General features: G+C 69.4%; 23 protein-coding genes and 1 riboswitch. Of the genes, 13 read left to right on the forward strand and 10 right to left on the reverse strand.

Features of this window, described 5'->3' with window-relative positions:
- Window positions 1-41: 41 nt before the first annotated feature.
- Window positions 42-1,724 carry an alpha/beta hydrolase gene (locus M1M07_RS16335; RefSeq protein WP_248674887.1) on the reverse strand — a complete coding sequence of 561 codons (1,683 nt, stop codon included), beginning with the start codon at window positions 1,722-1,724 and terminating at the stop codon, window positions 42-44.
- 46 nt (window positions 1,725-1,770) lie between these two features.
- Here M1M07_RS16335 and M1M07_RS16340 point away from each other — a divergent pair, with 46 nt between their 5' ends.
- From M1M07_RS16340 to M1M07_RS16355, 4 genes are all read left to right on the forward strand, one after another.
- Window positions 1,771-1,935 (forward strand): hypothetical protein, encoded by a 165-nt coding sequence (locus M1M07_RS16340; RefSeq protein WP_248674888.1) that lies wholly within the window; start codon window positions 1,771-1,773, stop codon window positions 1,933-1,935.
- A 117-nt stretch (window positions 1,936-2,052) separates the two neighbouring features.
- Window positions 2,053-2,162, forward strand: a riboswitch (TPP riboswitch).
- On the forward strand, window positions 2,161-3,891 hold the full coding sequence (gene thiC / locus M1M07_RS16345; protein ID WP_248674889.1) for a phosphomethylpyrimidine synthase ThiC: 1,731 nt from the start codon (window positions 2,161-2,163) through the stop codon (window positions 3,889-3,891). Its footprint overlaps the riboswitch before it by 2 nt.
- A 128-nt stretch (window positions 3,892-4,019) precedes the next feature.
- Window positions 4,020-5,693, forward strand: coding sequence for an MDR family MFS transporter (locus M1M07_RS16350; RefSeq protein ID WP_248674890.1), 1,674 nt, complete (start codon window positions 4,020-4,022; stop codon window positions 5,691-5,693).
- 179 nt (window positions 5,694-5,872) lie between these two features.
- Window positions 5,873-7,267, forward strand: a complete 1,395-nt coding sequence (locus M1M07_RS16355) for a wax ester/triacylglycerol synthase family O-acyltransferase (protein ID WP_197255381.1) — start codon at window positions 5,873-5,875, stop codon at window positions 7,265-7,267.
- Between the two features lie 10 nt (window positions 7,268-7,277).
- On the opposite strand, the gene M1M07_RS16360 is transcribed toward M1M07_RS16355, so the two are convergent.
- Window positions 7,278-7,706: a CBS domain-containing protein gene (locus tag M1M07_RS16360; RefSeq protein ID WP_197255379.1), complete on the reverse strand. Its 429-nt coding sequence runs from the start codon at window positions 7,704-7,706 to the stop codon at window positions 7,278-7,280.
- Window positions 7,707-7,865: 159 nt separating this feature from the next.
- Here M1M07_RS16360 and M1M07_RS16365 point away from each other — a divergent pair, with 159 nt between their 5' ends.
- Window positions 7,866-8,165, forward strand: a complete 300-nt coding sequence (locus tag M1M07_RS16365; RefSeq protein ID WP_248674891.1) for a DUF2470 domain-containing protein — start codon at window positions 7,866-7,868, stop codon at window positions 8,163-8,165.
- 24 nt (window positions 8,166-8,189) lie between these two features.
- On the opposite strand, the gene ctaD is transcribed toward M1M07_RS16365, so the two are convergent.
- The 7 genes from ctaD to M1M07_RS16400 form a co-directional block, all read right to left on the reverse strand.
- A complete protein-coding gene (gene ctaD, locus M1M07_RS16370; protein WP_248674916.1) occupies window positions 8,190-9,902 on the reverse strand; it encodes a cytochrome c oxidase subunit I in 1,713 nt (570 codons plus the stop codon).
- A gap of 202 nt (window positions 9,903-10,104) precedes the next feature.
- Window positions 10,105-10,737 (reverse strand): homoserine/homoserine lactone efflux protein, encoded by a 633-nt coding sequence (gene rhtB, locus M1M07_RS16375; RefSeq protein ID WP_248674892.1) that lies wholly within the window; start codon window positions 10,735-10,737, stop codon window positions 10,105-10,107.
- 25 nt (window positions 10,738-10,762) lie between these two features.
- Window positions 10,763-11,965, reverse strand: coding sequence for a family 1 glycosylhydrolase (locus tag M1M07_RS16380; protein ID WP_248674917.1), 1,203 nt, complete (start codon window positions 11,963-11,965; stop codon window positions 10,763-10,765).
- 5 nt (window positions 11,966-11,970) lie between these two features.
- Window positions 11,971-13,113, reverse strand: a complete 1,143-nt coding sequence (locus tag M1M07_RS16385; RefSeq protein WP_248674893.1) for an alpha/beta fold hydrolase — start codon at window positions 13,111-13,113, stop codon at window positions 11,971-11,973.
- Between the two features lie 78 nt (window positions 13,114-13,191).
- Window positions 13,192-13,581, reverse strand: coding sequence for a hypothetical protein (locus M1M07_RS16390; RefSeq protein ID WP_197251329.1), 390 nt, complete (start codon window positions 13,579-13,581; stop codon window positions 13,192-13,194).
- Between the two features lie 86 nt (window positions 13,582-13,667).
- On the reverse strand, window positions 13,668-15,356 hold the full coding sequence (locus M1M07_RS16395) for an alpha/beta hydrolase (RefSeq protein WP_197251330.1): 1,689 nt from the start codon (window positions 15,354-15,356) through the stop codon (window positions 13,668-13,670).
- Between the two features lie 174 nt (window positions 15,357-15,530).
- Window positions 15,531-15,926 (reverse strand): helix-turn-helix domain-containing protein, encoded by a 396-nt coding sequence (locus tag M1M07_RS16400; protein ID WP_197251331.1) that lies wholly within the window; start codon window positions 15,924-15,926, stop codon window positions 15,531-15,533.
- Between the two features lie 142 nt (window positions 15,927-16,068).
- Between M1M07_RS16400 and hisD the strand changes: the two genes are divergently transcribed.
- The 7 genes from hisD to M1M07_RS16435 are packed head-to-tail and all read left to right on the forward strand — an operon-like array spanning window position 16,069 to window position 21,352.
- Window positions 16,069-17,397, forward strand: a complete 1,329-nt coding sequence (gene hisD / locus M1M07_RS16405) for a histidinol dehydrogenase (RefSeq protein WP_248674894.1) — start codon at window positions 16,069-16,071, stop codon at window positions 17,395-17,397.
- A complete protein-coding gene (locus tag M1M07_RS16410; protein ID WP_197251332.1) occupies window positions 17,394-18,536 on the forward strand; it encodes a histidinol-phosphate transaminase in 1,143 nt (380 codons plus the stop codon). The genes hisD and M1M07_RS16410 overlap by 4 nt, the downstream gene beginning before the upstream one ends.
- A complete protein-coding gene (gene hisB / locus M1M07_RS16415; protein WP_197251333.1) occupies window positions 18,533-19,147 on the forward strand; it encodes an imidazoleglycerol-phosphate dehydratase HisB in 615 nt (204 codons plus the stop codon). The genes M1M07_RS16410 and hisB overlap by 4 nt, the downstream gene beginning before the upstream one ends.
- A 3-nt stretch (window positions 19,148-19,150) precedes the next feature.
- Window positions 19,151-19,306, forward strand: coding sequence for a hypothetical protein (locus tag M1M07_RS16420; RefSeq protein ID WP_231610203.1), 156 nt, complete (start codon window positions 19,151-19,153; stop codon window positions 19,304-19,306).
- 23 nt (window positions 19,307-19,329) lie between these two features.
- Complete coding sequence (locus tag M1M07_RS16425) at window positions 19,330-20,472, forward strand: MFS transporter (RefSeq protein ID WP_248674918.1); 1,143 nt, start codon at window positions 19,330-19,332, stop codon at window positions 20,470-20,472.
- Window positions 20,469-21,104: an imidazole glycerol phosphate synthase subunit HisH gene (gene hisH, locus M1M07_RS16430; protein WP_197251335.1), complete on the forward strand. Its 636-nt coding sequence runs from the start codon at window positions 20,469-20,471 to the stop codon at window positions 21,102-21,104. Before M1M07_RS16425 ends, hisH begins: the two co-directional genes overlap by 4 nt.
- Window positions 21,101-21,352 (forward strand): hypothetical protein, encoded by a 252-nt coding sequence (locus tag M1M07_RS16435; RefSeq protein WP_197251336.1) that lies wholly within the window; start codon window positions 21,101-21,103, stop codon window positions 21,350-21,352. The genes hisH and M1M07_RS16435 overlap by 4 nt, the downstream gene beginning before the upstream one ends.
- 22 nt (window positions 21,353-21,374) lie before the next feature.
- On the opposite strand, the gene M1M07_RS16440 is transcribed toward M1M07_RS16435, so the two are convergent.
- Window positions 21,375-23,345, reverse strand: coding sequence for a heavy metal translocating P-type ATPase (locus M1M07_RS16440; protein ID WP_248674919.1), 1,971 nt, complete (start codon window positions 23,343-23,345; stop codon window positions 21,375-21,377).
- A gap of 445 nt (window positions 23,346-23,790) precedes the next feature.
- On the opposite strand from M1M07_RS16440, the gene M1M07_RS16445 reads away from it, so the two are divergent.
- Entirely contained in the window at window positions 23,791-24,864 is a 1,074-nt protein-coding gene (locus M1M07_RS16445) for a 2OG-Fe(II) oxygenase family protein (protein WP_248674895.1), read from the forward strand.
- Window positions 24,865-24,875 lie beyond the last annotated feature (11 nt).

The raw sequence follows: 24,875 nt of genomic DNA on the forward strand, positions 1-24,875 counted from the left end.
GCACCGCGGCCGCTGTCCTGATACAGGGTGCAGGCCGGTGGTCAGTCGGCGGGAAGGTCGCGCACGTACCGGCCGGGGGCAGCCTCGAGCGGCGGATACCGGTCGCTGCCGGGTGCGGCGGGTGCAGCGGTCTCCTCTCCGCTGCGGGCGATTGCCCAGTCCGCCCAGGCCTCCCACCAGCTGCCCTGCTGTCGTTCGGCGTGCTCGAGCCAGGTGTCCGGATCCGGGCCCGGTGTGCCGCCGGTCCAGTAGTGGGCCTTGGGGTTGCCGGGCGGGTTGACCAGGCTGGCGATGTGCCCGGAGAAGCTGAGCACGAACTCGGTGTCGCCGCCGAGCAATTGGGTGGTGCGGTAGCAGCTGCGCCACGCGGTCAGGTGATCGGCGATGGCACCGGAGACGAAGGTGGGCACGGTGATCGACTTCAGGTCCACCGGCGTGTCCAGCACGGTGAGCCCGCCCGGCTCGACGAGGAGATTGTCGCGGAAGATGTCGAGGAACTGACCGTGCAGGGCGCCGGGCAGGTTGGTGCCGTCGGCGTTCCAGGCGAGGATGTCGAACGCCGGCGGGGTGCGTCCCATCAGGTAGTTGTTGACGACGTAGTTGAACACCAGATCGTTCGGACGCATCCAGGTGAACGCCGAGCCCATGTCCCGGGCGCTGATCAGGCCCTTGCGGCGTGAGCGGCCCTTCGCGAACCGGACCAGCGCGGGGCGCGCGAACGCGCCGAGCAAGGCCGGGTTACCGAAGTCGAGCATCGTCACCGCGTACGCCATGCTGTGCACCCGGTCATCGCCCTGAGCGGCGAGATGGTTGAGCGCCGTGGTGGCGAGGATGCCGCCGGCGCAGAACCCGATCAGGTTCACGTCGTCGCTGCCGGTGATCTCCCGCACCTCGTCGATCGCCCGGAGTATCCGCGCGGCGTAGGTGTCCATGTCCCAGTCGCCCTGCTCGGCGCTGGGATTGCGCCACGACAGCATGAAGGTCTGCAGGCCCCGGCCGACGTTGTACTCGACGAAGCTGCGTCCCGGCCGCAGGTCCAGGAAGTAGTACCGGCCGATCGGTGGCGGCACCACCAGCACCGGCCGGCTGCGCACCGTGGTCGTGGTGGGGGTGTATTGGATCACCTCGCCGACCGGGTCGCGGGAGACCACCGCTCCCGGGGTCACCGCGAGGTCCTTACCGACGGTGAAGGCGTCGCGCGGCACCATCGACGGCATGCCCCGGTTCTCGATCACATCGGTGACGAAATGCTTGGTGCCGCGCACCAGACTGAGTCCGGCGGTGTCGAACGCTTCCTTCAGTGCCGCGGGGTTGGTCCACAGGTAGTTCGTCGGGGCCAGGGCCGCGGTGAGGATGTCGGCGGCGAATTTGGCCTCGGCCGCCCGGCGCGCGTCGATCGCGCGGCCGACGTCGTCGACCACGCCGTCGACGGCGCCCGTGGCCGCCAGGTAGGTCTGTTCGAGTCGGTGGTAGGCCGGGTGTGTATCCCATGCCGGGTCGGTGAACCGGCGATCGCCCTTGGCCGGGGCCACCGTCGACCGGCCGACGGCGATCTTCGCCAGTTCCTTGCCGAACGCGGCGCTGTGCCGGGCCACTGTCCGTCCGTGGCCGAACACATCGGCCAGGGCACCGAGGGCCATCCCGAGCCCAGGGGGTGCGACGTCCTCGCCACCGCCGATCGATTCCTCGACGTCGTCCCTGATCACGGGTCGTGTCTGGGTCATCGCGGGTCTCCCTTCGACACCTGAATTGTCGCACCGCATAGGTGCCGTGGCGGCCGACGATATCGAATTGCATTACAAGACAGCACATTCAAGCAGTATGTATCTCGACGCGGAGGAGCTCGGCGCGACGTTCCGGACGACGGAAGCAGCGGTGTACGAATGGATATCGACAGCACCAGGGTGCGATCTCGGCGATGCCCAATCCGCGTGACCACGAAACATCCATCGTGACCACGAAACATCCATCACGGCAACGCAAGTCCCTGAAGGCGCACCGTCGGTGCGGACCCTGGTGGGAGACCCGGGCCGGCAACGGTGTTAGTGTCGGTGCCGTCCACACGGGAGCCCTATTGCAGGGGCTGAGATCGGGCTGACGCAGCCTGCGACCGTCGAACCTGTCCGGGTAATGCCGGCGAAGGAAGTAGGCACAGTTCCGATGAGCGCATCGAACGCCCAGGCCCTGACCCATGTCCACGACGAGGAACACGACCTCCACGTTCCCGTCACGGAAATCCGCTTGGAGAACTCCCCGGGTGGGGTCCCGAACCCGCCACTGCGGGTCTACCGCACCGAGGGTCCCGGCAGCGACCCGGAGGTCGGGCTCCCGCCGGCACGGGCCTCCTGGATCGCCGCTCGCGGCGACGTCGAGCAGTACCCGGGCCGGGAACGGGATCTGCTCGACGACGGTCGCTCGGCCGCCCGGCGTGGTGAGGCGTCCCGGGAGTGGAAAGGCCCCCGCCGTGTCCCGGTGCGGGCGAAGGCGGGCCGGACGGTCACGCAGATGCACTACGCCAGGGCCGGGATCATCACCCAGGAGATGCGGTTCGTGGCATTGCGGGAGAACTGCGATGTGGAACTGGTACGCACCGAACTGGCGGCGGGGCGGGCGATCATCCCGGCCAACATCAACCATCCCGAGTCCGAGCCGATGATCATCGGCAGGGCGTTCCTGGTGAAGATCAACGCCAACATCGGCAACTCGGCGGTGACCGGCTCCATCGCCGAGGAGGTGGACAAGATGCGCTGGGCCACCCGCTGGGGCGCGGACACCGTGATGGACCTGTCCACCGGCGAGGACATCCACACCACCCGGGAGTGGATCATCCGCAACTCCCCGGTGCCGATCGGCACGGTGCCGATCTACCAGGCCCTGGAGAAGGTCAACGGGCGGGCGGAAGCATTGACCTGGGAGATTTTCCGCGACACCGTGATCGAGCAGTGCGAACAGGGTGTGGACTACATGACGATTCATGCCGGGGTGCTGCTGCGCTACGTGCCGCTGACGGCCGAGCGGGTCACCGGCATCGTCTCCCGGGGCGGGTCGATCATGGCCGGGTGGTGCCTGGCCCACCACGAGGAGAATTTCCTCTACACCCACTTCGACGAGCTCTGCGAGATCTTCGCCCGCTACGACGTCGCTTTCTCCCTCGGTGACGGGCTGCGGCCCGGGTCGATCGCCGACGCCAACGACGTCGCCCAGTTCGCCGAGCTGGACACCCTCGCCGAGCTGACCGCCCGCGCCTGGGCCCACGACGTGCAGGTCATGGTGGAGGGGCCCGGCCACGTCCCGCTGCACCTGGTGCGGGAGAACGTGGAGCGGCAGCAGAAGCTGTGTCACGGCGCGCCCTTCTACACCCTGGGCCCGCTGGTGACCGACATCGCTCCGGGCTACGACCACATCACCTCCGCGATCGGGGCCGCCGAGATCGCCCGCTACGGCACGGCGATGCTGTGCTACGTCACTCCGAAGGAACATCTGGGACTGCCGAACAGGAACGACGTGAAGACCGGGGTGATCACGTACAAGATCGCCGCCCACGCCGCGGACCTCGCCAAGGGTCATCCCGGTGCCGCCGAGCGTGACGACGCGTTGTCGAAGGCGCGTTTCGAGTTCCGGTGGCGGGACCAGTTCGCTCTGTCCCTGGATCCGGAGACCGCCGAGGAGTTCCACGACGAGACGCTGCCGGCCGAACCGGCCAAGACCGCGCACTTCTGCTCGATGTGCGGGCCGAAGTTCTGCTCCATGCGCATCTCCCAGGACATCCGGGACCGGTTCGGTGATGCCACCGAGCAGGCGGTCGTCGCCGGGATGCAGCACAAATCCGCCGAGTTCCGAGCCGCCGGCGGCACGGTCTACCTCGATACACCCGCCGTCCCGTCCCCCTGAGGGTTCGCCGGCGGAACGGGACGGCGGCAGGGTCGGGTCGGCGAGGACGCCGGGCGTGTCCGGCGAGGTCACGCCGCCGACGACAGGTGGTACTTGCCGACGGGCCGGGCCGGGCACAGAGTGGAACGGTGACGGGCACCGACCGCGACCGTGCCGACCCGGCCGCATCGGTCGCGTTCACGCACCGCGAGATCCTCTCCATCCTCAGCGGATTGATGCTGGGGATGTTCCTGGCCGCCCTCGATCAGACCGTCGTCGCCACCGCGATCCGGACGATCGCCGACGACCTGAACGGCTATGCGCTGCAGGCGTGGGTCACCACGGCGTATCTCGTCACCGCGACGATCACGACGCCGCTGTACGGCAAGCTGTCCGACATCTACGGGCGACGCCGGCTGTACCTGACGGCGATCTCCGTGTTCCTGCTGGGTTCGCTGCTGTGCTCGTTCGCCACCTCGGTGTACATGCTCGCCGCGTTCCGGGCGATCCAGGGCATCGGCGCCGGCGGCCTGATGTCGCTGGCGCTGGCGATTCTCGGCGACATCCTCGCGCCTCGCGAACGTGCCAAATACCAGGCGTACTTCCTCGCCGTGTTCGGCGTCTCCAGCGTGCTCGGTCCGGTCCTCGGCGGTTTCTTCGCCGGGACCGGCAGCCTGCTCGGCATCACGGGCTGGCGGTGGGTGTTCCTGGTCAACGTTCCCGTCGGGGTGCTCGCCCTCGCGGTGGTGGCCCGTAATCTGCGGCTGCCCGCGCAGCGCCGGGCGATCCGCATCGACTGGTGGGGTGCGCTGGCGCTCGTCGTCGCGGTGGTGCCGCTGCTCGTCGTCGCCGAACAGGGCCGCGAATGGGGCTGGGGCAGCGGCCCGGCGGTGAGCTGCTATCTCGTCGGCGGTGTCGGGGTGGCGGTGTTCGTCGCCGTCGAGATCGGAATGAAGGACGCGGCGCTGATCCCGATGCGGTTCTTCCGCAATCGCACGTTCGCGCTGGGTGTGCTGATCTCGCTGCTCGTCGGCACCGCGATGTTCGGAGGCATCTCACTGCTGCCGCAGTACCTGCAGGTGGTGCGTGGATCGTCACCGACGGTCGCCGGGCTGCAGATGATCCCGATGGTGCTCGGCATCATGACCGGTTCGGTGTTCTCGGGCCAGCTCATCGCGCACACCGGGCACTACCGGATCTACCCGATCATCGGATCGGCGATGCTCACCGTCGGCATGTTCCTGCTGCACACGATCGCCACGGACACGGCGCTGCCGCTCGTGATGGCCTACATGGCGATCCTCGGGTTCGGCCTGGGCAATCTCCTGCAGCCGATCACCCTCGCGTTGCAGAACGCGTTGCCACCGCAGGACATGGGGGTGTCCACCGCGGCGGCCACGTTCTTCCGGCAGATCGGCGGCACCCTCGGGGTGGCGGTGTTCCTGTCGATCCTGTTCGCCCGGGTCACTTCCGCGATCGCCGAGCGTCTGGCCGCCGCGGCCGCCGATCCCGGTTTCCGGTCGGCGCTGACCGCGGCGACGCGCGGGGGTGATCCGGTCGACGCGTCGTTCGCCCGCGGTGTGCTCGAACGGGATCCGGGTGCGCTCGAATCGGTGCTCGGGGACAGTTCGATCGTGCAGCGGCTGAACCCGGTTCTCGCGCGACCGCTCGCCGACGGGTTCGCCGACGCGATGGACACGGTCTTCCTCGTGACCTCGGTCGTCGGTGTGGTGACGGTCGTGCTGGTGCTGCTCTGGCGGGAGGTACCGCTGCGACCCGATTCCGGCCTCGCCGCGGCCCGGGCCACGGACACCGGTAACTGAACATGCATTCGCAGTGCATCAGATCGGTCGTTCGAACGGTGGCGATCCCGGTGGTTCATCACGTAGAACTTTGGAGAGCACCCGATGTGATCGCTCTCACTACGGGTGCTTTTCCGGTGAGCTGCAGGGGGCTCACCCCGAAGTGAGCTCTCGCGTGGCGGGTAGCGGAAAGAAACCGAATGCGGTTACCGATGTCACCGACCGATTCGATGTTCCTGCTCGGCGAGTCCCGTGAGCATCCGATGCACGTCGGGGGACTGCTGCTGCTGCAGCCACCGGAGGGCGCCACCGATCAGGATGTTCGAGCTCTGTTCGTCGAGGCGTTGTCCCGCGACGACGATGTGGCGCCGCTGTGGCGCCGCCGCGCGGTGCGGTCGCTGTCCACGCTCTGGCAGTGGGCGTGGGAGGAGGATCCTCGCTTCGACCTCGACCACCACGTACGCTTCAACGCCCTGCCGCGACCGGGCGGTATCGACGAGCTGTGGGAGCTGGTGTCGCGCCTGCACAGCACCGTCCTGGACCGGTCCCGGCCCCTGTGGGAGATCTACCTGATCGAGGGGCTGGCCGACGGCAGGTACGCGATCTACGTCAAGATCCACCACGCCCTCGCCGACGGTGTCGGTGCGATGAAACTGCTGCGGCGTGTGCTCTCCACCGATCCGTGCGAGACCGGGATGCCGGCGCCGTGGGGCACCGTGGACCGTTCGGACCCGGCGAGGTCCGCGGTCGGTACCGCCATCGATCTGCCCGGCGCGATCGTCCGCGCGGTGCGCGCGACCGTCGCGGAGGCCGTCGGGCTCGTGCCGGCGCTGGTGGGAACCGTCGATCGGGCGCTGCACGACCGCGGTGGGTCGATGTCGCTGTCCGCGCCGAACAGCATGTTCAACGTGCCCATCGCGGGGGCACGCCGGTTCGCGGCCCGATCGTGGCCGCTCGAACGCGTGCAGATGGTCGCGAAGGCCGCCGAGGCCACCGTCAACGACGTGGTGCTCGCGATGTCGGCGGGCGCGCTGCGCACGTTCATGCTCGAACACGACGCCCTGCCCGACGATCCGCTCATCGCGATGGTCCCGGTGTCGCTGCGCAAGGACAAGGATCCGGGCGGCAACGACATCGGCGTCCTCATGTGCAATCTCGCGACCCACCTCGCGGACCCGCAGGCCCGCCTGGAGGCCGTTCGGGACTCGATGGCCGAGGGCAAGCAGTCGATGGAAGGGATGTCGACGGTGTCGCGGCTCGCGGCGAGTGCCCTGGGCATCGCGCCGCTCGCGGTGGGGGTGCTCACCGGGAACCGGGCGTTGCCGCGGCCACCGTTCAACGTGATCGTCTCGAACGTGCCCGGTCCCACGGATCCGTTGTACTGGAACGGTTGCCGCGTCGACGCCCTGTATCCGCTGTCGGTGCCGGTCGACGGGCAGGCGCTGAACATCACGTGCACGAGCACCGACGGCGAGATCGCGTTCGGTCTCACGTCGTGCGGGCGCAGCATCCGGCAGTTGCATCCACTGCTCGATCATCTCGGCGCGGAACTCGAGGCGCTCGAGGCTGCGTACGAGGTGGGGGCCCCGGCGTAGGCGGTGGTCGTCAGCCGTGGTCGATGTACGACTCGAGCTGGTCGCGCTCGGCCTGCAGTTCGTCGATGCGGCTCTTGACGATGTCGCCGATGCTGACGATGCCCGCGAGGTGCCCGTCCACGAGCACGGGCAGATGCCGGATCCGCCGCTCGGTCATGGTCTCGGCGAGACTGTCGACGCTGTCGCTCGGCAGGCACGTGTACATCGCCGTGGTCATCACGTCGGAGACGCGTGCATCGAGGACGCCGGGGCCGTGCACGTGGATCAGCCGGACCACGTCGCGTTCGGTGACGATGCCGATCGGGGCGGTGTCCTCGAGGACGACCAGGGCGCCCAAATTTCGGGTGGCCAGGACTTCGACGACCTCCCCGACTGTCGCGGTCGGGGGCACGGTCACGACGGCCCGGCCCTTGTTGCGCAGCACATCCGCGATTCGCATCCGGATCTCCGATCCATCCGCTCGTCCGTTATCCGCCCGCGTCCAGCACCGGCAGACATCGAGCGTATGCCAGGGTCGCGACCCGCCCCGGAGTCTTTACCGACTCGTGACCGATGCGCGGCTGCCTGCGCCGGTTTCGGCTTCGCTAGGCTCCTCGCCGTGACTCGATTCGATGCCGACGTCGTTGCTGCCGTGACCGGACACATGAACGACGACCATGCCGACGACAACCTGTTGATCGTCCGTGCCTTCGCGGAGCCCACCGCCACGGCGGCGCGCATGATCGGTCTCGACGCCGAGGCCGGGCAGTGGCAGCTGACCACCGGCGACGGCGACGAGCGGATCGTGCGGGTGCCGTGGCTCGAACCGGCCGGCGACCGGGCGGCGATCCGTGGCGCGGTGGTGGCGCTCTACCACGCGGCGTGCGAGCGACTCGGCGTCGCGCCCGCCGAGCACTGACTCGAACGCCCCGCCCGAGGGCGGTCAGTGCTCCTTCGGCGTGCGGTCGGCGAGATCCTGGAGGTGCGCTCCTTCGGTGACCTCGTGGCTGCTGCTGCCCCAGCCGACGTGCGATTCGGCGCGCATCCGATCCGACATGTGCGGGTAGTGCAGCTCGAACGCCGGACGCTCCGACCGGATGCGCGGCAGCTCGGTGAAGTTGTGCCGCGGCGGCGGGCAGGAGGTGGCCCACTCCAGCGAGTTGCCGTAACCCCACGGGTCGTCGACCGTGACGACCTGGCCGTACCGGTAGCTCCTGAAGACGTTCCACAGGAACGGCAGCGTCGACGCGCCGAGGATGAACGCGCCCACGGACGAGATGCTGTTCAGCGTGGTGAAGCCGTCGGTGGGCAGGTAGTCGGCGTAGCGACGCGGCATGCCCTCGTTGCCCAGCCAGTGCTGCACCAGGAAGGTGGTGTGGAAGCCGATGAACGTCAGCCAGAAGTGCCACCGTCCCAGGCGTTCGTCGAGCATGCGGCCGGTCATCTTCGGGAACCAGAAGTAGATGCCCGCGTAGGTGGCGAACACGATGGTGCCGAAGAGCACGTAGTGGAAGTGCGCGACCACGAAGTACGAGTCGTGCAGGTGGAAGTCCATCGGCGGGCTCGCGAGGATGATGCCGGTCAGGCCACCGAAGAGGAACGTGATGATGAAGCCGACCGAGAACAGCATCGGGGTCTCGAAAGTGAGCTGACCTTTCCACATCGTGCCGATCCAGTTGAAGAACTTCACGCCGGTCGGGACGGCGATGAGGAACGTCATGAACGAGAAGTACGGCAGCAGCACGGCGCCGGTGGCGTACATGTGGTGCGCCCACACCGCGATGGACAGGGCCGCGATCGCGATCGTCGCGTACACCAGACCCGAATACCCGAAGATCGGCTTACGGGAGAAGACCGGGAAGATCTCCGAGACGATGCCGAAGAACGGCAGCGCCACCACGTACACCTCGGGGTGCCCGAAGAACCAGAACAGGTGCTGCCACAGGATCACCCCGCCGGTGGCGGGGTCGTAGACGTTCCCGTTCAGCACCCGGTCGACGAACAGCCCCATGAACGCGGCGGTGAGCAGCGGGAACACCAGCAGGATCAGCACGCTGGTGATGAGGATGTTCCAGGTGAAGATCGGCATCCGGAACATGGTCATGCCGGGGGCCCGCAGGCACACGACCGTCGTGGTCATGTTCACGGCGCCGAGGATCGTGCCCAGACCCATGATGGCCAGACCCATCACCCACAGGTTCGCGCCGACGCCGGGCGTGTGCGTCACGTCGGACAGCGGGGTGTAGGAGGTCCAGCCGAAGTCGGGGGCGCCCCCCGGGGTGATGAACGACGAGACGACGATCAGCGCACCGAACAGGTACAGCCAGTAGCTCAGGGCGTTCAGACGCGGGAACGCGACGTCGGGGGCGCCGATCTGCAACGGCAGGATGTAGTTCGCGAAACCGAACACGATCGGCGTTGCGTACATCAGCAGCATCACGCCGCCGTGCACGGTGAACAACTGGTTGTACTGCTCGTTCGACAGGAACTGCATGCCCGGGACCGCGAGTTCGGCGCGCATCAGCATCGCCATCAGGCCGCCGGCCAGGAAGAACCCGAACGAAGTGACCATGTACATGATCCCGAGGTCCTTGGGATCGGTCGTGGTCATCAGCTTGTAGAGCACCGAGCCCTTGAGGTGATAACGCGCGGGCATGGGACGCGTCGCGCGGGGCGCGGGTGCGGTCACCACTGGATTCACGATGCCTCCGGTCCGCCGTCCGAGAACGGCCGAGTCGTGCACCACCGAGAGGTTCGGACGCGGGTACCGACACCCGGTACCGGACGACCGGCAGTTGGCTGGTCCGGGCCAGCCTAACCCCGTTCCGCCCGCGCTCGCGGGGCTTTCGGGGGGCGGGTCAGACCGTCGCGGCGCGGCGCACCGTCGCCAGGAACGCAGCCGCGGTCAGGAACAGTCCGGAGAACACGCGGTTGGTGATCGACTGCTGCCGCGGGGACCGCATCAGGGTGAGCACGCGCGCGGCCAGACCGGTGTAGCCGGTCATCACGACGACGTCGACGGCGACCATGGTCGCCGCGATCGCCAGATACTGCGGCAGCAGCGGCGCCGCCGGTTCCAGGAACTGCGGCAGCACCGCCAGCATGAAGACGACGGCCTTCGGATTCGAGGCGTTGACGAGGAAGCCCCGCAGCACCAGCGCCGGCGCGGACGCGCCCCGCGTCGGCGTCTCGGCCTCGGTTTCGGTGGGCCGGGCCCGCCACTGCCGGATCCCGAGATACACGAGATACGCGACGCCGAACCACTTGATGACGGTGAACGCGGTCGCGGACCGGGCCAGGACGGCGCCGACGCCCGCGGCGACCACCGCGATCTGCAGCAGCAGGCCGAGTTGCAGACCGAGGATGTTCCAGTAGCCGCGGCGCAGGCCGTGCGCGAGTCCCGAGGACATCGACGCGACGGCCCCGGCGCCGGGGGACAGGCTGATCACCCACGCCGCGCCGAGGAAGGCGAGCCACATCTGCCAGGTCATCGCACGATTCTAGGGCAGCGCAGATCTAGGGTGCGCCGCCGCCGATGATCGCGCGATAGGCCTCGACGCCGTCGGTGGGACGGCGGGCCAGCGTCGGATCGGTGCGGGCGTCGACGGTGTAGAGGCCGAACCGTGGTGTGTACGAACCCCATTCGTAGTTGTCGGTGAGCGACCAGTAGTTGTAGCCGAACACCGGTGCGCCGTCGTCGATCGCGCGGGCCACCGCGGCGACGTGCTCGCGCAGGTGGCGGGAGCGGGTCCAGCAGTCCGGACGCGGCGCCCCGTCGGCGGTGGGCATGCCGTTCTCGACGACGTACAGCGGCAGCCCCGGATACCGCCGGGTGTAGTCCATCAGCGCGTCGTGCAGCCCCTGCGGATGCGGGCGCACCGCTGCGAAGTCGTCGAACGCGGCGTGGATCGCGGTGAGATTGCCGGGCTCCACCCCGTAGTAGTAGTCGACCCCGACGAAGTCCAGGCGGTCGCGGACGCGGTCGAGGAACAACGTGTCCAGGTAGGACTGGGCGCCGGGGATGTACGCGACGTTCGAGGTGACCTTCGCGTCCGGATCGTGCCGGTGGATCAGCTCGTACGCACCGCGGTGCGCGGCGACGAGCCCGTCGAACATGCGGGGGACGTCGGTGGGGAACAACCCGCCGAGGGTGAGTTCCTGCCGCACGTAGATCGTCGGTTCGTTGACGGTGACCCACAGCGCCCCGGCGTTCGCGTACCGGGCGACCACCCGTTCGGCGTTGGCCAGCCAGGCCGTGACCGTGCCGGGATCGGCCCAGCCGCCGCGGTCGGCGATCCATCCGGGATACACCCAGTGGTCCAGGGTGATCATCGGCGTCATGCCGTGCTCCCGGATCGCGGCGACCACGTCGTCGTAGTACGCGAACTCCGTCTCGTCCCAGTGATCGGCCCGCGGTTGGACCCGGGCCCATTCGACGGAGAACCGGAACACGTCCACCCCGAGGTCGGCGGCGCGGGCAATGTCCTCGCGATAGCGGTGGCGGAAGTCGACGGCGGCACCGATCGGGTCGCGGGTGCGGCCCGAGGCCGAGTAGCGCGACCAGTTGCTGTCCGGCGACGAGCCCTCGGATTGGAAGCCCGACGAGGAGACTTCCCACAGAAACTCGGTCGGTGCCAACTCGGTCGGTGCCGCTGCGGCCGTTGTGGGCAGGATCGACGCGGTGAGGATCAGCGCCACCGCGACGACCGCCGCCCGCACCCGGTTCACCCGAACCCCGCTGCCGATCCGGACTGCGCTGCGACGGCGGACGCGATCGGGGTCCACTGTTCGGCCAGGACCCGGCGCCCGACGAACAGCCCGATGTGCCCGTCCTCGACGGTGTGCAGGGAGATCCGTTCGGGTGCGGTGCCCACGAGCGCGGCCAGGGCGTGCACCTGTGCGGGCGGGGCCAGCAGGTCGCCGGTTCCGGCGAGCAGGATCAGGGGACAGTCGATCTCGGCGAGGTCGACGCGCCGCCCGCCGATCACCAGCTCTCCCCGGACCAGTTCGTTGCCCACCACGAGGTGCTCGACGATCCAGTCCCGGAACGCGGCGGGGATCGGCTGGCGCCACACGAACCAGCGGCGCTGCTCGGTGATCCGCGCGATCACCTCGGGATCGTCGAGCCCGGCGAGCAGATCCATCGCCCGCTGCACCTCGCCGACGGGGTCGGTGAGATGGACGCCGAGCAGGTGCCCGGTGTCGTAGACCAGGGCCGCCGCAGCGGCGCCCGCCCTGCGGGGCAGGTGGCCGAGCAGGCCGAGTCCCGGACGATCGGCGTGGAAGTCGATCGGTGCCCCCGCGACGGTCAGCGTGTGCACCTCGTCGGGGTGCAGCGCCGCGTACACGGCGCCGAGCCACCCGCCCTGGCTGTCACCGATGAGATTGACCCGTCCGCCGAGATGGGCCACCGCCTCGGCGACCACGGCGAGATGTTCGTCGATCGAGTCGCCGTCGGTCTCGGCCGTCGCGGGCAGCCAGTCCAGGCAGTACAGCCGCGTCAGTCCGCCGGCGTGCAGCGCCGCGATCTGGCTGCGTTCGGTGGAGTGGTCGACGATGCACGAATCGGTGCCGGCCTGCGGTGGCAGGAGCAGGGTGGGCACGGTCCCGGCCGTCGACGGTGATGCGACGGTGCAGTCCCGCAGCCGCGCGAGCGGCCACTGCAGGGCCACGGGCCAGGGGTGGGCCCAGCCGGGCCGGTCGCGGTCGGTGAGGACGTTCACGAACGCGGTGGCGTCGTCGACGAGGTCGAGCGGACCGGCACCGCGCCGGGCCAGACCGAGCAGATAGGCGCTCCAACCGGCGATCGCCGCGGCCCCGATGCGGAACGGGGCCGCGGCGATCGCGGCGGGTGATACGGCGTCCATGCCGCGCACCCTAAGCCTGCGGCTCGGTAGCCGGTGCGCGTTTCCCGTCCTTCGATGCGAGGACGGTGCGCACGGGCCTCACTTGAGGAGGTCGCGGGCGGTGGTGGCGGTGGTGGCGGTCAGTTCGCGAGCGAACGAGACCTGTGCCTTCGCGAGGTCGGCGACCCACTCGATCGGGGTGGCCTCGGCGAACTTCTCCTGCAGGTCGAGAAGGCTGAAGACGGTCTTCTCGTAGGTGTCGACGGCCAGGTTGCCGCTCTGCTTGGCGGCGTCGACGATCTTGCCGTTGAAGTCGTTCACGCGGGCGGCGGTGTCGTCGACGGCCTTGCTCAGCTCCTCCGTGGCGCGGGTGGCGGCCTGGGTGGCGGAGGCGGCGACCTTCTGCGCGGCGTCGGTCGCGTCGGTGGCGGCCTTGGAGGCGGCGTCGGTGGCGACCTTGGCGGCGTTGGTGGTCTTGGGGGAGGTCATAACGAGTCCTTCTGTCGGTGGTGGAAGCGCCTCGAACGACGCTGTTAGCAAGTTAGCACGGTGATTGCTAACGCGCTACCCGAGCGTCATCCGAAGACGTAGGTGCCCGGTGCGTCGCACAGCGCCGGATGTGCAGTGCTGCCCATCGACGGCGGTGCGACCAGCGCGCCGGCCCGCGAACCGGACCATGCCGCCCAGTCCTCCCACCACGACGTCGTGCTCCGGGTGGCTCGCTCCTTCCAGTCCTGCGCCGAATTCGGCAGAGCGGCAGGGGTTTCCGCGTCGGGTGCGCCGACCGCCTCGAACCAGCACTTCGGCCCCGGCGGATTCACCGCTCCCGCAATGTGACCGCCGTTGGACAGCACGAACCGGACGGAGCCGCCGAGCAGCCGCACCGACTCGTACGACGACGTCCACGGCACGATGTGGTCGTTGATCGCACCGACGATGTACGTGTCGCACCGGATGTCGCCCAGATCCAGTGTCTTGCCGGCGAGTTCGTACACGCCTTCGGCGAGTTCGTTGCGTCCGTAGAGGGTTCGCAGGTAGTGCGAGTGCATGGCCGCGGGCATGCGGGTGCTGTCCTCGTTCCAGGCGAGGATGTCGAAGGCCGTCGGCTTCTCACCCTTCATCCACCGCGATACCCAGTACGAGAAGATCAGATCCTTGGCCCGGATCATGTCGAAGCTGCCGGACATCTCGTGGCCGGACAGGAAGCCCTGGGCGCGCATCCGGAACTCGACGTTGTCGAGGGTGGCCGGATCGGTCAGCAATCCGAGCTCGCCGACGTCGCGGTAGTCGAGCAGGGTGTTGAGCATGGTCAGCGCGCAGATGCGGCGGTCGCCCTCGGCCGCCAGCCGGGCGGCGGCCATCGCGGCCATCGCGCCACCGAGGCAGATGGAGAGCACCTCGATGCGGGACGATCCCGTGATCTCCTCGACCACGTCCAGCGCCGACGCGATGCCCTGGGCGTAGTAGTCGCTCATGGTCACGTCGTGCATGGACTCGTCGGGATTGCGGTACGAGATCATGAACACGGTGCGGTTGTGGCGGATGGCCCACTCGACCAGGCTGCGCTCGGGCGCGAGATCGAGGATGTAGTACTTGTTGATCCACGGCGGCGCCGCCAGGATCGGGATCTCGTGCACCTGCTCGGTCTGCGGCGCGTACTGGATCAGCTCGATCAGATCGTTGCGGTAGACGACCTTGCCGGGCGTCGCCGCGAGATTCTCGCCGACCTTGAAGGCGTCGACGTCGACCTTCAGCGGCCGGCCGCCCCGGTTGGTCAGGTCGTCGAGGGCGTACCGGGCGCCGCGCAGCAGGCTCGCGCCGCCGGTCTCGAGCGCGCGGGTCAGCACCGCGGGGTTGAACAGGAAGTTCGACGGTGCGAGGACGTCGAACATCAGGTTCGCGAACTGACGGGCCTTGCCGTCCTGCAGCGGGTCACCGGCGCCGGCTTCGGTGAGCTCGAGCGCGTACTCGCGGGTGGCCAGGTAGCTCTGCAGCAGCGAGAAGTAGGCGGGGTTCTCTTTCCACGCGGCGTTGCTGAACCGCCCGTCCCGGGGATCGACGGGCAGCGGCGGCTGCGGGTCGGCCTCGTTGAACACGCGGGTGGCGGCGGCGGGGATCTTGGCCAGGCGCGTGGTGTATCCGGTGGTCGCCGAGGCGACCTTCTGCGGATTGCGGACGGCGCGTCCGGCCACGGACGCGACGGCGGGTGCCCAGCCGATCGGATCGAGGCTGGACTTCAACTTCTTGTGCACATGGTCGAGCACGGGCTCACCTCAGGTCATGGTTGGGGGATGCCCGAGGGTGACACGGACCGCAGAGGCGCGCACCTTACTTCGAGGTACATGGTCACTGCAGGTAGTGACGCGGCGCACGGGCACTCGCCCGACCTGCGAGGTGCTGTGACGCACTCGTAGAACTTGTTTCAGATGTGAATCACGTCACGCTGTCGGGGATTCGTCCGACTCGTCCCGAATGCCCCGTCTCCGTTTGGCGACGGTCACCTCCCGGAACGCCTCGTACATCTCCTCCAGCGACCGGCGCTGCGGGTTGGTCAGATCCGGATCCTCCCGGATCGCTTGCAGCACTGCGGATTCCTTGGCCGCGGCGGGGGAGGCGACCTGGGCCGTCAGGGTGTCCGCCGACAGGTGCAGCTGCTCGGCGATGGCATTGAGCACCCGATCGCTCGGCGCCCGCAGATTCCGCTCGATCTGCGACAGATACGGGTTCGAGATTCCCACCATCGCGGCCAGCTGCCGCATCGGCAGTGCGGCGAGCTCGCGCTGGCGGCGAATCAGCTCACCCAGGGTGGCAGGGTGCGATGCGTCGTCGTCCATGCCGCCCAGCATAGGACCGCCGCAGCCCGGAATCGGTGCCGCCGGGGCAGGGACGCCGCGCCGCCGGGCGACCGGCCGACAACTCGTTTGCGTGTATCGCGGATAATGGAACAGATCCCTGTTCTACGAGAGAGGACACCTCATGCTTGCCCGCACCGACCTGCGCGGTCGTACCCCCACCACTGCGGAGCTGAGGGGCGCCCTGCCCCGAGGCGGAGTGGATGTGGACGCGGTGCTGCATCACGTCCGTCCCGTCGTCGACGACATCCGCGACCGCGGAGCCGTCGCCGCCCTCGACTACAGCGAGAAGTTCGACGGCGTGCGCCCCGCGCAGGTACGCGTACCGCAGGCCGCGATCGACCGGGCGCTCGCCGAACTGGACCCCGCCGTGCGCGCGGCCCTCGAGGTCGCCATCACCCGCACCCGCCTCGTCCACGCCGATCAGCGCCGCACCGACACCGTCACCGAGGTCGTGCCCGGGGGCACCGTCACCGAACGCTGGGTGCCGGTCGAGCGCGTCGGCCTGTACGTGCCCGGCGGCAACGCCGTCTACCCGTCGTCCGTCGTGATGAACGTCGTCCCGGCCCAGGCCGCCGGCGTCGAATCGCTCGTCATCGCCTCGCCGCCGCAGAAGGACTTCGACGGTCTGCCGCACCCGACCATCCTCGCCGCGGCCGCGCTGCTCGGCGTCGACGAGGTGTGGGCCGTCGGCGGCGCCCAGGCCGTCGCGCTGCTCAGCTACGGCGGCACCGACGTCGACGACGCCGCGACCGAGCTCGCCCCCGTCGACATGATCACCGGCCCCGGCAACATCTACGTCACCGCCGCCAAGCGGCTGTGCCGCGCCGTCGTCGGAATCGACGCCGAGGCCGGGCCCACCGAGATCGCGATCCTCGCCGACCACACCGCCGACGCCGTGCACGTGGCCGCCGACCTGATCAGCCAGGCCGAACACGACGTGATGGCCGCCTCGGTCCTGGTCACCACCAGCACCGACCTGGCCGACGCCGTCGACGCCGCCCTCGCCGCGCAGCTCGAGATCACCAAGCACCGCGAACGTGTGACGACCGCGCTGTCCGGCAGCCAGTCCGGCATCGTCCTGGTCGACGATCTCGAGCAGGGCCTGCAGGTCGTCAACGCCTACGCCGCCGAGCACCTCGAGATCCAGACCGAGAACGCCTCCGAGGTGGCCGCGCGGGTCCGTGCCGCCGGCGCGATCTTCGTGGGGCCGTGGGCGCCGGTCAGCCTCGGCGACTACTGCGCCGGCTCGAACCACGTGCTGCCCACCGCCGGCTGCGCGCGGCACCAGTCCGGGCTGAGCGTGCAGACCTTCCTGCGCGGCATCCATGTCGTCGACTACAGCCGCGAAGCGCTGCAGGACGTCGCCGGGCACGTCATCACCCTCGCGAACGCCGAGGACCTGCCCGCCCACGGTGAGGCCGTGCGTCTGCGTTTCGAGGCTCTGCGATGAGCGGCGCACAGACCGGGACCGTGCCCGGCAGCCGCATCACCATCGACGACCTGCCCCTGCGCGAGAACCTGCGCGGCAAATCCGCCTACGGCGCACCGCAGTTGACGGTGCCGGTGCAGCTGAACACCAACGAGAACCCGCACCCGCCGACGCAGGCGCTCGTCGACGACGTCGCCGAGGCCGTGCGTGAGGCGGCGCGTGAGCTGCACCGCTACCCGGACCGCGACGCCGTGGCCCTGCGCACCGACCTCGCTGCCTACCTGACCCGGCAGACCGGTGTCGCAGTGGGTGTCGAAAACCTGTGGGCGGCGAACGGATCCAACGAGATCCTGCAGCAGATCCTGCAGGCGTTCGGTGGGCCGGGCCGTAGTGCGATGGGCTTCGTGCCGTCGTACTCGATGCACCCGATCATCTCCGACGGCACCCAGACCGAGTGGCTGGCGACCTACCGGCGCGACGATTTCACCCTCGACATCGAGGCCTCCGTCGCGGCGATCCGGGACCGTAAGCCCGACGTCGTGTTCGTCACCAGCCCGAACAACCCCACCGGGCACAGCATCCCGCTCGACCAGTTGCGGGTGATCGTCGAGGCCGCACCGGGCATCGTCATCGTCGACGAGGCGTACGCAGAGTTCTCCGCGGTGCCGAGCGCGCTCGCGCTGATCGACGAGTATCCGGCGAAGGTCATCGTCTCGCGCACCATGAGCAAGGCGTTCGCGTTCGCCGGGGGTCGCCTCGGCTACCTCGCCGCGGCGCCCGCCGTCGTCGAGGCACTGCTGCTGGTGCGACTGCCGTACCACCTGTCGGTGATCACCCAGGCCGCCGCCCGGGCGGCGCTGCGGCACGCCGAGGAGACGCTCGGGTCGGTCGCGGCACTGACCGCCGAGCGCATCCGCGTCGCCGCGGAACTGGCGCGCCTCGGCTACGAGGTGATCCCGTCGGACGCCAACTTCATCCTGTTCGGCCGGTTCGCGGACGCCCCCGCCACCTGGCAGCGCTACCTCGACGAAGGCGTGCTCATCCGGGACGTCGGCATCCCCGGCTACCTGCGCACCACCATCGGGTTGGCACACGAGAACGACGAATTGTTGCGCGTGAGTGAGCAACTCGCCGCAACGGAAATCGAGGGAACCCGATGAGCGACCGGATCGCGAAGGTCGAACGCACGACCAAGGAGTCGAGCATCAGCGTCGAGATCAATCTCGACGGCACCGGCCGCACCGACATCTCGACGGGTATCCCGTTCTACGACCACATGCTCACCGCGCTCGGCCAGCACGGTTCCTTCGACCTGACCGTCCACGCGAAGGGCGACGTCGAGATCGAGGCGCACCACACCGTCGAGGACACCGCGATCGTGCTCGGCCAGGCGTTCAACCAGGCCCTCGGCGACAAGCGCGGCATCCGCCGCTTCGGTGACTGCTTCATCCCCATGGACGAGACCCTCGCGCACGCCTCGGTGGACGTGTCGGGACGGCCGTACTGCGTGCACACCGGGGAACCGGACTACATGGTGCACTCGGTGATCGGCGGCTACCCGGGCGTGCCCTACGCCACGGTGATCAACAAGCACGTGTTCGAGTCGTTCGCGTTCCACGCCCGTATCGCGCTGCACGTGCGCGTGCTGTACGGCCGCGACCAGCACCACATCACCGAGGCCGAGTTCAAAGCGGTGGCGCGGGCGCTGCGCGAGGCCGTCGAACCGGACCCGCGGGTCAGCGGCATCCCGTCGACCAAGGGCAGCCTGTAGCCGATGGATGTCCTGTTGACCTACGGCTGCTTCCTGGTCGCAGGGCTGGCCGCCGGGGGAACGTGGTCGGCATGGAAAGCCGGCAACCAGCTGTTCGCCGGGGTGCTGCTGGCCCTGACGTTGCTCGCCGCGATCGCCGGGATCCTGAGGTTGCTGTGACGGCTGCGCCGGGCCTGCTCGGCATCCGTGGCCTTCTCGCGTCCTGGGCTCTCGCGGCCGCCGCGTTCGGCGGATTCTCGTTGCTGTTGCCCGTCGTCCCGTGGGCGATCGCGCAGGCGGGAGGCAGCGACACGCTCGCCGGATCGGTGACGACGGTGTTCATGGCGACCACGGTGCTCACCCAGCTGGCCATGCCGAAGCTGATGCGCGCCCGGGGACATCGGCAACTGCTGATCGCCGGGTGCCTGCTGCTCGGTCTGCCGTCGCTGGGGCTGCTCGCCTCGACCGCGCCGCCGGTGGTGCTGGGCATCTCGGCGGTGCGCGGCATCGGCTTCGGCATGATCACCGTGGCCGCGGCCGCGCTGGTCGCGGAACTGACCCCGGCCCGGCAGTTGGGCCGCGCCACCGGCGCCCTCGGCATCGCGATCGCCGCGTCGCAGATGATCGGTCTGCCGCTGGGCCTGTTCCTGGCCGAAAGGTTCTCGACCGCACCGGTGTTCGTGCTCGGTGCGCTCGTGCCCACACTCGGGCTCGTGGCCGCCGCACGGTTGCCGCGGGTCCGACCCGCCGCCGGCGCCACGCACGGCCGGCCTCCGCTGCTCGCACTGTTGCTGCCGACCGTGGCGATCGGTGCCGGCGCCATCGCCTACGGCGGCCTGACGTCGCTGCTGCAGATCGCGGCGGTGGGCCTGCCGGTGCCGATCGCCCTCGCCACGCTGAGCGCGTCCACGCTCGTCGGGCGGTTCGGCGCGGGATCGCTGGCCGACCGGATCGGTGCGGGCCGGTTGCTGCCGATCGGCTTGGCGCTCGCCGCGATCGCGATGGTGCCGTTCGCGCTCGTCGCCGACGACCGCGCCGGCGCGCCTGCGCTGATCGGCGCGGCGGCATGCTTCGGTCTCGGCTTCGGCATCGTGCAGAACGAGGCGCTGCTCGTCGCGTTCCGTCGCGCCGGCCCAAGCCACATCGGATCCGCGAGTGCCGCCTGGAACATCGGCTTCGACGCCGGTGCTGGCATCGGCGCGTTTCTGCTCGGCGCACTCGCGACCGCCGCGGGGTACCCGGCGGCCTTCGCGATCGCCGCGGTGCTCGTTCCGGTCCTTCCCCTCCTGGCCCGCCTTGCCGGGCCGTCCGACCCGAAACCACGACCCATAGAATCGAACCCATGAGCGCAAAGAACGTCGCCCTTCTCGACTACGGTTCCGGCAACCTGCATTCGGCTGCCCGGGCACTGGCCCGCACCGGAGCGAACGTCGAAGTCACCGCGGACCCGAAGGTCGCGCTCAACGCGGACGGCCTCGTCGTCCCTGGCGTCGGCGCGTTCGACGCGTGCATGAAGGGCCTGCGGGCCGTCGGGGGCGAGAAGCTCATCGGAACCCGCCTGGCCGGAGGCCGGCCGGTCCTCGGCATCTGCGTGGGCATGCAGGTCCTGTTCGAGAAGGGTGTCGAGCACGGCGTCGAGACCGAGGGCTGCGGCGAATGGCCGGGAACGGTCGCCCGCCTCGACGCCCCGGTGCTGCCGCACATGGGCTGGAACACCGTCGAAGCCCCCGCCGACTCGGTGCTGTTCGCCGGCCTCGACGCCGACACCCGATTCTACTTCGTGCACTCCTACGCCGCGCAGGTGTGGGAACTGCCCGAACCCGAACGCATCGCCCCGCCGAAGCTCACGTGGGCCGAGCACGGCGTCAGGTTCCTCGCCGCCGTGGAGAACGGCCCGCTGTCGGCGACGCAGTTCCACCCGGAGAAGTCCGGAGACGCCGGCGCGGCATTGCTGCGCAACTGGGTCGGCAGCCTGTGACCGGCGCCGGCGGCCGAGGCGACGATCCACGCAAGGATCTGCCGCTGGGGAAGCTGGCGCTCGCGGTCGTCGGTTCGGCAACCGCGGTGCTCGCGCTCGTCACCGTGCTGATGATCGTGCTGCAGCCGGGTCCGGTCGTCGGGCTGATCATCGTCCTCGTCGGCATCGCCGGCGCCATCGCCGCGATGGGTGTCGTTTCGACGCGGATGACGCGCCGGGCCTACGGGCGCGGGGACGATCGCAGCTAGCCGGACCACGCCGCGGGGTGGTTCACGGACGCGACAGGCGGGCCGGATCCAGATCGAGGCGACGCAGCAACTGGGCGTTGAGCGCGACCACGATGGTGGACACCGACATGAGGATCGCGGCCACCGCGGGGGAGATCGCCACCCCGGCGAAGGCCAGCACGCCGGCGGCGAGCGGCACCGCGACGATGTTGTAGCCGGTGGCCCACACCAGGTTCTGCCACATCTTCCGATAGCCGGCACGCGACAGTTCGATGATCGACAGCACCGCCCGCGGATCGTCCGCAGCCAGCACGACCCCCGCGGATTCGATCGCGACGTCGGTGCCCGCGCCGATCGCGACACCGACGTCCGCGCGAGCGAGGGCGGGTGCGTCGTTGACGCCGTCGCCGACCATCGCGACCCGGTGGCCGCGCTGCTGCAGTTCGGTGACCTTCGCGTCCTTGTGCTCCGGTAGCACCTCGGCGAACACCTCGTCGATGTCCAGGTCGGCGGCGACGGCATCGGCGACCTGCTGTGCATCGCCGGTGATCATCGCGACCCGCACCCCGCGGGCGTGCAGGGCCTCGATCGCCCGGCGTGACTCGTCGCGCACCGCGTCCTCAAGCGTGACCGCGCCGAGCACCTGCGCGCCGCGCGCGACGTGCAGCACCGAGGCGCCGCGCTGCACCCATCCGCCGGTGACGGCGGCAACCTCGTCGGGCACCGAGAGCTGCAGGTCGCGCAGCATCGCCGGTCCACCGACCGTCGCCTCCACACCGTCGACGACGGCGCTCACTCCGCGGCCGGGCAGCGACCGGAAGTCGGTGGCGGTGACCCGCGCGTCGTGGGGCACACGGTCCTCCGCCGCCGCGACGACGGCCCGCGCGACCGGGTGTTCGCTGTCGGCCTCGACCGCGGCGGCCACGGCGAGCAGCTCCTCGTCCGTGACACCCGTGGCGGGCGCGATGCCGGTCACCTGATGGCGACCCTGGGTGAGGGTGCCGGTCTTGTCGAACAGCACCACATCGACGGTGCGCATGCGTTCGAGCGCCAGGCGGTCCTTCACCAGAACCCCTGCCCGCGCGGCGCGTTCGGTGGAGATCGCGATCACGAGCGGGATCGCCAGACCCAGGGCATGGGGGCAGGCGATGACGAGCACGGTGACGGTGCGCACCACCGCCTCGTCGAGGTTGCCGAGCAGCGTCCACACCGCGAAGGTGAGCGCGCCGGTGACCGCGGCGAAGTAGAACAGGAACGCCGCGGCCTTGTCGGCCAGGGCCTGCGCGCGGGACGACGAGGCCTGTGCGTCGGCGACCATCCGCTGGATACCCGCCAGAGCGGTGTCCTCGCCGACTGCGGTGACACGTACCCGCAGGGAGCTGTCGGTGGCGACGGTGCCGGCGACGACGGTGTCGCCGACCTGCCGGACGACGGGTTTGGATTCGCCGCTGATCATCGATTCGTCGACCTCGGCGCGGCCGTCGGCGATGTTGCCGTCCGCCGGCACTCGCGCTCCGGCCCGCACGAGAACCAGGTCGCCGACCGTCAATTCGTCCAGCGGCACCTCGCGGGTGCCATCGTCGGTGATCTTCTCGGCGGTGTCCGGCAGCATCGCGGCGAGCGCCTCGAGTGCGCCGGACGCCGAACCCAGCGCGCGCATCTCGAGCCAGTGGCCGAGCAGCATGATGACGATCAGCAGCGCCAGCTCCCACCAGAAGTCGAGGTCGAAGCCGCCCAGGCCGAGCGTGGTGACCCACGAGGCGACGAACGCGACGCTGATCGCCATCCCGATCAGCAGCATCATCCCCGGCCGCCGGGACCGCAGCTCGGCCCAGCCGCCGGTGAGGAACGGCATGCCGCCGTAGACGAAGATCACCGTGCCCAGCACGGGCGGAATCCACGCGACCCAGGGGGCGTGCGGGAGGGTGTAGCCGAACAGTTCGGCGACCATGTGGCTGAACGCGACGACCGGCACCGACAACACGAGGCTGATCCGGAATCGTCGCCGGAACATCTCCCCGTGGGCTCCGTGTCCCGTGTGCCGATCGTGACCGCCGTGTGCGGCGTCGGCGGTGTGCGCGTCGTGACCGGCATGTGGATCCGGGCGCAGTGTCGTCTTCGTGGCGCCGGGTTCGATCTCGGGCTGGTGGTTGTGCATGGGCACCTCTCCGGGCTGGACGAAGGTGGACCTCTTGCTGGTCTTGTACCCGCATGGGGGTTTGCCACAACCGACGGTATACCCCCAGGGGGTATGTGGCAAGGGTGATGATCGACGGCTCCCACGACCCCGCCCGACACCCGCCGACCCAGCAGACAGCCGCGCGCGGCATGCAGCGCGCCGCTGTCTCCTCGGTCGGCGACTGCATCGAGGCGCCCGCGCCGGCGTTTCAGTTGCATCGGTAACGAATCATTTACCTGACGGTGAGGAGCCGTCATCTTCGTCCCGTTCGATGATCCCTGTGACTGATTCGAACGTTTCGACCGTTTCCGGCGACCCCGTTCTCATCGACGGGTACATCCCGCAGATCGACCTGTCCCGGGCGTTGACCGGAGATTCGCAGGCGCGCGCGGCCGTCGGACGTGCCCTCGACAAGGCTTGCAGCACTTCGGGATTCTTCGTGATCGCCGGCCACGGCATCGACCGGGCGCTCATCGATCGGGTGCTGAGCGTGACCCGCGACTTCTTCCACGTGCCGCTCGAGGAGCGCCGGCACCTCGCCGCGCCGCCCGGTGACGTCACGCTGCGGGGGCTGCGCCTGTTCCACGAGGGCCGGGCCAGCACCCCGGGCCGCGACGGGGCCAGCGCCGATGGTTTCGCGACCCGCCTGGACTCGCCGCCCGACCTGTGCGAGCTGTTCACCATGAACCGCGCCGGTGAACCCGGAGTGGCCGATCCCGCCGAACTCGCCGAGGGATACGAGGTGTGGTCGCGTCCCAACCGCTGGCCCGACCTGCCCGGTCTCGAGGACTTCCGGCCCAGCTGGCTCGCGTACTACGCCGAGCTCGAACACCTGGCCCTCGAGGTGATGCGGTTCTTCGCGCTCGGACTCGACCTCGACGAACACTTCTTCGACGGCATGTTCGACAACCACCTGACCAACCTCTGTGCGAACTACTACCCGCCCATCACCACACCGCCGGCCGAGGGCCAGTACCGCAAGTTCCCGCACACCGATTCCGGCACGCTGACGATCCTGTACCAGGACGAGGAGGGCGGCCTGCAGGTCGTCGACCGGTCGACCGGGGAATGGGTCGACGTGCCGTTCGTCGAGAACTCCTTCGTCGTCAACATCGGTGACCTCATGGCGATCTGGACCAACGACCGCTGGGTCTCCACCCGCCACCGCATCCTCACCCCGCCGCAAGAGAAGTGGGAGCGCGAGCGCGTCTCGATGCCGTTCTTCCACACCCCGAACTGGTCCACGATCATCGAGTGCCTGCCGTCGTGCACCGACGCCGACACTCCGATCGCCCACGAGGCCGTGCATTCCGGCGAATACCTCGAATACAAGGTCGTCGGACTCACCGCCTGATCGGTGACGCA

The sequence above is a fragment of the Rhodococcus sp. HM1 genome, assembly GCF_023218075.1.
GTDB lineage: Bacteria > Actinomycetota > Actinomycetes > Mycobacteriales > Mycobacteriaceae > Rhodococcus.